The organism is Mycobacterium sp. Marseille-P9652 (assembly GCF_902652685.1).
Taxonomy (GTDB): domain Bacteria; phylum Actinomycetota; class Actinomycetes; order Mycobacteriales; family Mycobacteriaceae; genus Mycobacterium.
Genome location: NZ_CACRUY010000096.1, coordinates 1 through 9,447, shown reverse-complemented (window position 1 = coordinate 9,447; position 9,447 = coordinate 1). Strand labels below are relative to the sequence as shown.

Sequence of the window (9,447 nt, the reverse complement as noted above, 5' to 3'; positions counted from 1 at the left end):
AACCTCCGCCGCACCCCCGCCGGCAGCAGCGGCGGGAGCGCCGCCGCGGTGGCCGCCCGGCTGGCCCCCCTGGCCCTGGGATCCGACGGCGGCGGCTCGATTCGCCTTCCCCCGACGTGGTTCGGCCTGTTCGGCGTGAAGCCCCCACGCCACCCGGTGTCGCCCGAGCCGCCCGACCACGTGTGGTACGGCCTCCGCGTGAACCGCCCGCCGGCCCCGGCCAGTCCCCGTCGCCGCCACCGACCGGTCAGCGCTGACGAGCTACTCCAAGGGCCGGGTCTCGATCAGGCCGCTCGGCTCGCGCGCGGCGCCGCTCTCGGGTTCCATGCCCGGCAGCGGCCTGCCGGCCACTTCCGGGGTGAAGAACAGAGTGACGGCGCCGATCACGCCGGCGAGCATCAGCATGTACGCGGGCACCATCGGGTTGCCGGTGCCGGCGACGAGCGACTCGGCGATCAGCGGGGTGGTGCCGCCGAACGCCGACACCGCAACGTTGAAGCCGATGGACAGCGCGCCGTAGCGCACGCTGGTCGGGAAGAGCGCGGGCAGAATCGCCGGCTCGAGGCTGCTCAGGAACAGCATCGGCGCGCCGGCGATCAGCACACCGGCGAACTTCGCGGGATAGTCGCCGCCGAACCGCATCAACGAAAAAGCGGGCATCGACACTGCGATGAGCAGCCCGCACCCCGTCCACATCAGCGGTTTGACCCCGATGCGGTCCGACAGCTTGCCGATGGACACGACGGCGGTCATCAACACGGCAAGCAGCACCAGGACCATGGCCAGCGCCATGGTGTCGGGCAGGTGCGCCGTCTTCTTCAGGTAGGTGGGCACGTAGCCGCTGACCATGTAGCTGGTGTCGCTGATCGCCAGTTCCAGGCCGAGGCAGAGCAACAGTGGCCGCCATTGCTGGACGATCGTCCGCCGGTACTGGCCGCCGGCGAATTGCGGAGCTTCCCGGTGCGCCCGCTCGTAGGCGGGCGACTCGTCGAGACGGGACCTCATGTACAGCGCGATCAGCCCGAGCGGGGCGGCCAGCAGATACGGCACGCGCCACCCCCACGCCAGCATCTCGCTGTGCGACAGCGCGGCGTTCAACAGCGTCACCAGGACGGCGCCGGCCACGAAGCCGCCCAGGGTGCCCACCGGGAGGAAACTGGCCAGCTTCCCGCGCTTGTTGTCGGGGGCGTATTCGGCGATGTAGGTCATCGCGCCGGCATACTCGCCGCCGGAGGACAGGCCCTGGCAGACCCGGATGACGGTAAGCAGGATGGGCGCGGCGATGCCCAGGGTGCCGTAGCCGGGCAGCAGGCCGGTCGCGGTCGCGCACACCGCCATCATCGAGATCGTCATCACCAGCACCGGCTTGCGCCCGATGCGGTCGCCGAGCGGACCGAAGATGAAGCCGCCGAGCGGCCGCACGACGAATCCGGCCGTCATCGTGCCGAAGGTGGCGATGAGGTTGCCCGCGCCGGCGTTGTTGCCGGGGTAGAAGGTCTGGGCCAGAAGGGTGGCGACCAGACTGAACAGGGTGAAGTCGTACGCCTCCATGAAGTTGCCGATCGCCGTGCCCTGGATCGACCGATGTGTCGAGCGACGTACCGCTGCCTCGTCCATTGAGATGGCAACATACCCGGAACGGCCTGCAACTATGCCGCCCGCGAAGGGAAGGCCGTGAGAGCCGGCGCGCTCGGGGCGCGGCTGCTGCGCTCCCGCCGCCTGGTGCGCGCACCGATCTGGCTGTACAAGGCCCGCGCGGGCGCGCTGTTCGGCTCGCGGCTGCTCATGCTCGAGCACATCGGCCGCACGTCGGGCGCGAGGCGTTACGCCGTCCTGGAGGTCGTCGACCATCCGCGACCGGACACCTGGGTCGTCGTCTCCGGCTTCGGGCGAAAGGCGCAGTGGCTGCGCAACATTGAGGCAAACCCGAGGGTGCGCGTGTACGTCGGGAGCCAACCGCCGCGACGGGCCACCGCGCGCGTCCTCGACCAGGCGGAGGCCGACCGCACGCTGGCCGCCTACCGGAGCCGTCACCCGCGGACGTGGCAGCGGTTCCGGCCGGTGCTCGAGGAAACTTTCGGCGCCCCGATCACCGAGGCCGGCACCCCGCTGCCGATGGTCGAATTGCGGCGCGACTAGCCGGAATCCGGCCCCTTGGCCGTCATCGCGGCGAACAACGCCAGGAACGACACCGCCGGCAGCGTGTTGGCGACCGTGTCGCGGACGCGGAGGTGTGAACCCACGGCAAGCACGAAATACAGCGTCAGCATCGCCGTCGTCAGCCTCGCCAGGCCGGGGAACCGGAACACCGACGCCAGGCCGACGGCGGCCGCGGCCTTGACCACCGGAATGACCGGGCGAACGTTTTCCGGCACGCCCACCCTGTCCAGAACCTCCTTGATGGGGGCCACCTGCGCCGCGCACGCCGCGGCGTCCACGGCGTGGAACGCGGCCAGCCCGGCGTAGGTCTTCGGCGAGGTCAGAAAGCTCATGCGCTCCTCCTATTGCGTCAACTCGGGCGGCGCACCGGGGTGGCCGTCCACCGGCTGGTGGGCGATCGCCTCGGCCTTGGCGACGGCCTGCGCGATCGCGGGGTCGGTCTCGGTGGAGAACCAGCTCGCGATGTCATCGTCGTCGTCGGACGCGTGCTTGGGCGCGTCCTCGACGGGCGAGGGCTGGAACCGGAACACGCCGTCCTCGCCCGGCGTGCCCAGCATCCGGGTGAATCCCTGCAATGCGGCGCTGAAGTCGCTCGGCACCACCCACACCTTGTTCGCGTCGCCGCGCGCCATCTCCGGCAGCGTCTGCAGGTACTGGTAGGCCAGCATCTCGGGGGTGGGCCGGCCGGCCTTGATCGCCGCGAACGTCTTCTCGATGGCCTTCGCCTGCCCCTGCGCGCGCAGGTACGCCGCCGCCCGCTCACCCTGGGCGCGCAGCATCCGCGACTGCCGGTCCGCCTCGGCGGCCAGGATCGCGGCCTGCTTGGCGCCCTCGGCGGCCAGAATCTGCGCCTGCTTGGCGCCCTCGGCCTGCGTGATCGCGGCCTGCCGGTTGCCTTCGGCGGTGAGGATCATCGCCCGCTTCTCCCGGTCGGCCTTCATCTGCTTTTCCATCGACGCCTGGATCGACGGCGGCGGGTCGATGCTGCGCAGCTCCACCCGGGCCACCCGCAGGCCCCAGCGGCCGGTCGCCTCGTCGAGCACGCCGCGCAGCTGGCCGTTGATCATGTCGCGGGAGGTCAGCGTCTGCTCCAGGGTCATGCCGCCGACGACGTTGCGCAGCGTGGTGGTGGTCAGCTGCTCGACGCCGATGATGTAGTTGCTGATCTCGTACACCGCAGCCTGCGGGACGGTGACCTGGAAGTACACCACGGTGTCGATGTTGAGCGTCAGGTTGTCCTCGGTGATCACCGGCTGCGGCGGGAACGACACCACCCGCTCGCGCAGGTCCACCCGCGCGCGAATCCGGTCGATGAACGGCACCAGCAGCGTGAGCTGCCCGCTGACCGTGCGGCTGTACCGCCCCAGTCGTTCGATGACCGCGGCCTCGGCCTGCGGTATCAGCGCCACCGACTTGGCCACCACCACGATGGCGAAGATCACCAGGACGGCCAGCACCACCAATCCAGCTACCACCGGACTTCCTTTCTCTCGCAGCGACTCCCGACGCCGCTACAACTCACTTTTGAAGACCACCGCCGTGGCTCCGTCGATGTGCATGACGGTCACCTTGTCGCCGGGTTCGAAGACGTCGCCCTCGTTGAGCGGGCGGGCCGTCCACACCTCGCCGTCCAGCTTCACCCGGCCGTCGTTCCCGGTCACCCGGTTGAGCACCAGCGCGTTCTTGCCCTCCAGCGCCTTGATTCCCGTCGGCCGTCCAGGAGCGGGCGTGAGCCGCCGCCGCAGCGCGGGCCGCACCAGCAGCAAAAGCAGGACCGACACGACCAGGAACACCGCGCCGTTGGCCCACTCCGGCCAATCGGTGACCCAGCTCGTCACCGACGCCGCCAGCGCGCCGCCACCGAGCATCACCAGGAACAAATGGCCGGTGAGCGCCTCCGCACCGGCAAGCACCAGCGCAAATATCAGCCAGATGACCGCCGCGGGCATGCGGTCAGAATACGCGTTTCCGGCCTTCCGCGGACGGAACAACTACACTGCGAAATTGTGTGGTGTCCAAGTGTCTCGCTGTCCCTGTGGGCCAACGCCTGGCTCGCCGGGAAGGCCGCGCCCGACGACGTGTTGGACGCGTTATCGCTATGGGCGCCAAAGCAATCGGTCACCGCGTATGATGCCGTCGCCGCGGGTCACACCGGCCTGCCGTGGCCCGATGTGCACGACGCCGGCACCGTCTCGCTGCTGCAGACGCTGCGCGCCGCGGTCGGCCGCCCCGCGGCCGCCGGCACCATCAACGTCGTGATGCCGATCCCCGGCGATGTGCGGGGGTTGGCGGCCGGAACGCAGTTCCAGCGTGACGCCCTGGCCGCGGGCGAGGCGGTGATCGTCACCAACCCGGACAATCCGGCCGCCGCCATCGGACTGGTCCCGGAATTCGCCTACGACGACTTCGACGAGACCGACGCGGCCGAAGCCTGCGCGCTGGCGTGGACGGTCTACTCGCTGCCCGGCGCCCCGGTGCTGACCCACTACGAACTCGGCGACGCCGAATACAGCCTGCGCTCGGCCGTCAGGTCGGCCGCCGACGCCCTGGGCGAGATCGGCCTGGCGTCCGCCGCCGACGTCGACGATCCCCGAGGTCTCATCGAGCAGTTGCTGGAATCGGCTCGCCAGCACCGCATTCCGGACCACGCGCCGACGCGCGCGCTGCGGGTGCTGGAGAACGCGGCGCACGTCGACGCGATCATCGCGGTGAGCGCCGGATTGAGCCGGCCCGCCGACACCCCCGATCGTTTCGCGGCGCCCATCGCCGCAGGGCTGGAACCGGTTGGCACCCAATCGTCGTCGGAGGCCCGGATCGCCAGCGACGCGCTGCGCCCGCTGACAGCGGTGGTGCGCTCGGCGCGGATGGCCGCCGTCACCGCCATCCTGCACTCGGCCTGGGCGGATTAGTCCTGGCGGCGACCCGCTTCGCCCGGCTACGACGCGCTTGCGATCGCCGCTAGCCCGCCGCGCAGTGTGGCCGGCGGCACGGCTCGCCGTTGACGCCAGCGAGGCATCCCGGCACCGGATTCGGCCCCGAAACCCGTTCCGGCGGAAGGCCGTTGCGCAGCTCGTCGATCAGGCCCCGGGCCAGCCGGGCGTACCGGCGGTCGGCGTTGAACGTGGCGGCGCGCGCCAGCGCGATCCCGGCCGCGTCGGCCTGCGCGCGCAACTCGGTGTCGAGGTCCCACACCACCTCGATGTGATCGGACACGAACCCGATCGGGCAGACGATGACGGCCCCGATCCCCGTCTGAGCGAGGGCCGCGAGGTGGTCGGCGATGTCGGGCTCGAGCCAGGGCACCTGCGGGGGACCCGACCGGGACTGCCAGGCCACGTCGAAATCGGTATACCCGGCCGCGTCCGCGACCAGCCTTGCGGCGTAGGCGACTTGGCGGCTGTAGAGGTTCGGGCCCAGGCGCGCGTCGGCCGCCACGGGCACGGAGTGCGCGGTGAACACCAGGCGCGCGCCGCCGGGGACCGTTCGCGCTGCCGCGGCGATGTTGTCGGCGAACATCTCGACGAACAGCGGGTGGTCGAAGTAGCGGCGCAGCTTGACCAGCTCCGGTGCGTCCGGCCCGGCCGCCTGCCGTGCCCGCGCGAGGTCCTCCGCGTACTGCGTGCAGCCCGAGTACCCGCTCCAGGCCGACGTGGTGAACACCGCCGCCCGACGAATCCCGTTGTCGCGCATGGTCGCGACGGCGTCTTCCACATACGGCCCCCAGTTGCGGTTGCCGAAGTACACGGGCAGGTCGAGTTCTTCGCGCAGCTCGGCGATGAGCGCGCGGTTGATCCCGTTGATCGGCGAGACGCCCCCGAAATGCAGGTAGTGTTCGGCGACCTCGTCCAGACGCTCGGGCGGCACGTTGCGACCCCGGGTGACGTTCTCGAGGAACGGCCGCACCTGCTCGGGGCCTTCCGGCCCGCCGAAGGACAGCAGCAGGACCGCGTCGAATTCCATTGCTGATTACAGCAATTGGGTGCTGGCGCCGCCGTCGGCGAAGATGACGGTCCCCGTCGTGGCCGGCAGCCACTCGGACAGCAACGCGCAGACCGTCTTGGCGACGGGCGTCGCGTCCTTCATGTTCCAGCCCAGTGGCGCGCGCTGGTCCCAGCCCTCCTCGAGCAGGTGGATCTGCGCGCCGGCCTCCTCGCCGAGCGCGCCGCCGACGATCGCGCTCATCGCGAGCGTCCGGATCGGGCCCGCCGCAACAAGATTGGAGCGCACGCCGTACTTTCCGGCCTCGCGGGCGACGAACCGGTTCACCGACTCCAGCGCGCTCTTGGCCACCGTCATCCAGTTGTAGGCCGGCATGGCGCGGCTGGGGTCGAAGTCCATACCGACGATCCCGCCGCCGGGGTTCATGATCGGCAGCAGCGCCTTGGCCAGCGAGGCGTACGAGTACGCCGAGATGTGAATGCCCTTGGCGACGTCCTCGTACGGTGCGTCGAAGAACGGGTTGATGCCCATACCCGTCTGCGGCATGAAGCCGATGGAGTGCACCACGCCGTCGAGCTTGTTGCCCGCGCCGATCACCTCGGTGACGCGGTCGGCCAGCGTGTTGAGGTGCTCGGAGTTCTGGACGTCGAGCTCGATCAGCGGCGCCTTGCTCGGCAGCCGGTCGGCGATCCGCTGGATCAGGCGCAGCCGGTCGAACCCGGTGAGCACCAGTTCGGCGCCCTGCTCCTGGGCGACCCGCGCGATGTGAAACGCGATCGACGAGTCGGTGATGATCCCCGTGACGAGAATCCGTTTGCCGTCGAGCAGTCCTGCCATGTCCGTCCTTCGATGTCTTAGAGGTTGATCTCAGTGACCCATGCCCATGCCGCCGTCGACGGGGATCACCGCGCCGGCGATGTAGCTCGCGTCTTCGGAAGCCAGGAAGCTGACCACCCCCGCCACCTCGGAGGCGGTGCCGACCCGCTTCGCTGGGATGAATTGCAGTGCGCCCTCCTGGATCCGCTCATCCAGCGAGCGCGTCATTTCGGTGTCGATGTAGCCGGGCGCGACCACGTTCGCGGTCACGTTGGCCTTGGCCAATTCCCGGGAGATCGAGCGGGCCATGCCGATAAGGCCGGCCTTGGCGGCCGCGTAGTTCGACTGGTTGCCGATGCCCCAGCTGCCGGAGACGGAGCCGATGTAGATAATCCGGCCGAATCGCTTCTTCTGCATGCTACGGGCCGCGCGCTGGGTCACCCGGAATGCGCCGGTGAGGTTGGCGTTGATGACCTCGGAGAACCGCTCCTCGGTCATCCGGATGAGGAACGCGTCCTTGGAGATCCCGGCGTTGGACACCAGCACCTCGACCGGGCCCTGGTGTGCCTCGACCTCTTTGAAGGCGCGATCGACGGCGTCGTTGTCGGTGACGTCGCACTCGACGCCGAACAGGCCCTCGGGCGCCCCGGATCCTCGGTGTGTGACGGCCACCTTGTGGCCGTCGGCCGCGAGGCGCCGCGCGATCGCCAGGCCGATCCCCCGGTTACCGCCCGTGACCAGCACTGAGCGGGAAACGAATGCGGGTCTTGCGTATTCGGTGGTGTTCTCCGTGGCCGTGTCAGTCACCCCGCCAACCTAGCGTCCCGGGCGCGCGGGCCCGAAAACAGGGGCCGACATCCGCCGCTCGCAGGGTCAGGGGGTCCGATGGGCGCCCCGCAGGACGAGATCGACGGCGGCCTCGATGACGTCGTCGTCGGGCACCGTGCCGAACATCAGCGAAGGACAGGCGACAACGCCGGAGAGCATGGAGGTCGCGGCCTCGAGTTCGGCGCCCTGGAAGGCCCGTTCGAGAATCGTGCGGATCGGGCGCTGGCCTTCGGCGTTGATCTCGGTTCTGAGCTCGCGCATCGCGTCCAGCGTTGCCCACTGGGCCATTGCCGAGAGCACCAGGTCGAGCCGCAGGTCGAGCACCGCCTGACGAAACGTGGTGAGTTCGCCGATGAGGTCGGCGCGGGTGTCGCCGGTGGGCCGGTAATGCTGAAAGTCGCGAAGGGCCTCCAACGCCGCAGCCGCCAAGTCGGATTTCGCCGGCCAATGCTTATAGAGGGTTGTCTTCGAGTAGCCGGCGCGCTCGGCGACCCGGGCGTGAGTGAGCGCCTCGGACCCTTCCTCGATGAGGACGTCGAAGGCCGTGCGCGCCACGTCGGCCCGGGTTCGCACTATGCGTGCGTCGGCGGGCGCTTCACCCGCCTCGCGGGCTTCACCGGGGGCCATCGATCCGTCCTTTCTGCTCGGTTGGTGCGGCAGATGCCCTAGAAGGTACTCGATGAATCGAGCAGAAGTTTATCAATCAACCACTAGTGAACTATCTGTTCATTACTGTACGATTCGTTTATTCCTTCCCCCTCGAGTTCAAAGGTTCGACGATGATCCCCAATGAACTGACCCACTCCCAATTCGACACGGTCTACAACCTCCTGTCGTTTTCGATCGCGGCCCAGCTGTTCACCGCGATCTTCCTGCTCGCCACGCAAGGACGGGTATTGGCTCGCTACCGGCAAGCCGTGGTGATCTCCGCGATGGTCTGCGGTATCGCCGCCTACCACTACTTCCGCATCTTCGACTCCTTCAAGGAGGCGTTCGTCACCACCGCCCCTGGTGGCCGCGGGACCTACGTCCAGGCCGCCGGCCAGTCGTTCAACGAGGCCTACCGCTACGTCGACTGGTTCCTGACCGTGCCGCTGCTGCTGACCGAGCTCGTCGTGGTCCTGGCGCTGGCCCGCAAGCTTCAGGCCTCGCTGCTCTACCGGCTCATTCCGGCGTCGGCCCTGATGATCGCGCTGGGCTATCCCGGCGAGATCAGCGGTGACAACACGGTTCGCAACGTGTTCGGCCTGCTGTCCACGATCCCCTTCCTCTACATCCTCTACGTGCTCTTCGTGGAGCTGACCCGCTCGCTGGACCGCCAGCCCGAGTCGGTGCGAAACACCGTCGGCGGGATTCGGTTCCTCCTGCTGGGCACCTGGGGCGTGTACCCGATCGCCTACATCATTCCGCTCTACTTCTCGCACGCGGGAGCGGCCGCGTGGGTGGCCAAGCAGGGCGGATACTCGATCGCCGACATCCTGTCCAAGTGCCTTTATGGCCTGCTGATCTACAAGATCGCCCGCGCGAAGTCGCGCGCCGATGACCCCCGCTTCGCCGTCGAGGAGGGCGGCCACGGCGACGAGCCGGTGGTGACGCAGGGCAGCGGCAGCAGGTCGGCCCGGGTCATCGCCGGCCGGGGCCAGAGCGGAACGCCCGCCGCGACGGCCTGACCCGCCCCGTGCCCCGACGGCGCGACCGAACTTC

General features: G+C 69.2%; 11 protein-coding genes and 1 pseudogene. 4 read left to right on the top strand and 8 right to left on the bottom strand.

Annotation, left to right across the window (positions count from 1 at the left end):
* Window positions 1–216: pseudogene (locus GPY60_RS25775) on the top strand (amidase family protein); the annotation flags it as partial.
* Between the two features lie 45 nt (window positions 217–261).
* Here GPY60_RS25775 and GPY60_RS25770 read toward each other — a convergent pair.
* Entirely contained in the window at window positions 262–1,617 is a 1,356-nt protein-coding gene (locus tag GPY60_RS25770; protein WP_156690528.1) for an MFS transporter, read from the bottom strand.
* A gap of 57 nt (window positions 1,618–1,674) precedes the next feature.
* Here GPY60_RS25770 and GPY60_RS25765 point away from each other — a divergent pair, with 57 nt between their 5' ends.
* The gene (locus tag GPY60_RS25765) at window positions 1,675–2,139 is read left to right on the top strand and encodes a nitroreductase family deazaflavin-dependent oxidoreductase (protein WP_231639835.1); all 465 of its coding nucleotides are present in this window, start codon (window positions 1,675–1,677) and stop codon (window positions 2,137–2,139) included.
* Here GPY60_RS25765 and GPY60_RS25760 read toward each other — a convergent pair.
* Genes GPY60_RS25760 through GPY60_RS25750 form a run of 3 tightly spaced genes read right to left on the bottom strand, consistent with a single transcriptional unit; the run spans window position 2,136 to window position 4,109 of the window.
* Window positions 2,136–2,492 carry a DoxX family protein gene (locus GPY60_RS25760; protein WP_156690527.1) on the bottom strand — a complete coding sequence of 119 codons (357 nt, stop codon included), beginning with the start codon at window positions 2,490–2,492 and terminating at the stop codon, window positions 2,136–2,138. The two genes, GPY60_RS25765 and GPY60_RS25760, sit on opposite strands and share 4 nt — an antisense overlap.
* A 9-nt stretch (window positions 2,493–2,501) precedes the next feature.
* On the bottom strand, window positions 2,502–3,635 hold the full coding sequence (locus tag GPY60_RS25755; RefSeq protein WP_156690526.1) for an SPFH domain-containing protein: 1,134 nt from the start codon (window positions 3,633–3,635) through the stop codon (window positions 2,502–2,504).
* Between the two features lie 36 nt (window positions 3,636–3,671).
* Window positions 3,672–4,109: an NfeD family protein gene (locus tag GPY60_RS25750; RefSeq protein ID WP_156690525.1), complete on the bottom strand. Its 438-nt coding sequence runs from the start codon at window positions 4,107–4,109 to the stop codon at window positions 3,672–3,674.
* A 57-nt stretch (window positions 4,110–4,166) separates the two neighbouring features.
* Between GPY60_RS25750 and GPY60_RS25745 the strand changes: the two genes are divergently transcribed.
* Window positions 4,167–5,069: a hypothetical protein gene (locus GPY60_RS25745; protein WP_156690524.1), complete on the top strand. Its 903-nt coding sequence runs from the start codon at window positions 4,167–4,169 to the stop codon at window positions 5,067–5,069.
* A gap of 49 nt (window positions 5,070–5,118) precedes the next feature.
* Here GPY60_RS25745 and GPY60_RS25740 read toward each other — a convergent pair whose 3' ends face one another.
* The 4 genes from GPY60_RS25740 to GPY60_RS25725 form a co-directional block, all read right to left on the bottom strand.
* The gene (locus GPY60_RS25740; RefSeq protein WP_156690523.1) at window positions 5,119–6,120 is read right to left on the bottom strand and encodes a ferrochelatase; all 1,002 of its coding nucleotides are present in this window, start codon (window positions 6,118–6,120) and stop codon (window positions 5,119–5,121) included.
* A 6-nt stretch (window positions 6,121–6,126) separates the two neighbouring features.
* Window positions 6,127–6,936, bottom strand: a complete 810-nt coding sequence (inhA, locus tag GPY60_RS25735) for an NADH-dependent enoyl-ACP reductase InhA (protein WP_156690522.1) — start codon at window positions 6,934–6,936, stop codon at window positions 6,127–6,129.
* A 30-nt stretch (window positions 6,937–6,966) separates the two neighbouring features.
* Window positions 6,967–7,722 carry a 3-oxoacyl-ACP reductase FabG1 gene (gene fabG1, locus GPY60_RS25730; RefSeq protein WP_156690521.1) on the bottom strand — a complete coding sequence of 252 codons (756 nt, stop codon included), beginning with the start codon at window positions 7,720–7,722 and terminating at the stop codon, window positions 6,967–6,969.
* Between the two features lie 66 nt (window positions 7,723–7,788).
* Window positions 7,789–8,370: a TetR/AcrR family transcriptional regulator gene (locus GPY60_RS25725; protein WP_156690520.1), complete on the bottom strand. Its 582-nt coding sequence runs from the start codon at window positions 8,368–8,370 to the stop codon at window positions 7,789–7,791.
* A gap of 152 nt (window positions 8,371–8,522) precedes the next feature.
* Between GPY60_RS25725 and GPY60_RS25720 the strand changes: the two genes are divergently transcribed.
* Window positions 8,523–9,413 (top strand): bacteriorhodopsin-like, encoded by an 891-nt coding sequence (locus tag GPY60_RS25720; RefSeq protein ID WP_197283840.1) that lies wholly within the window; start codon window positions 8,523–8,525, stop codon window positions 9,411–9,413.
* Window positions 9,414–9,447 lie beyond the last annotated feature (34 nt).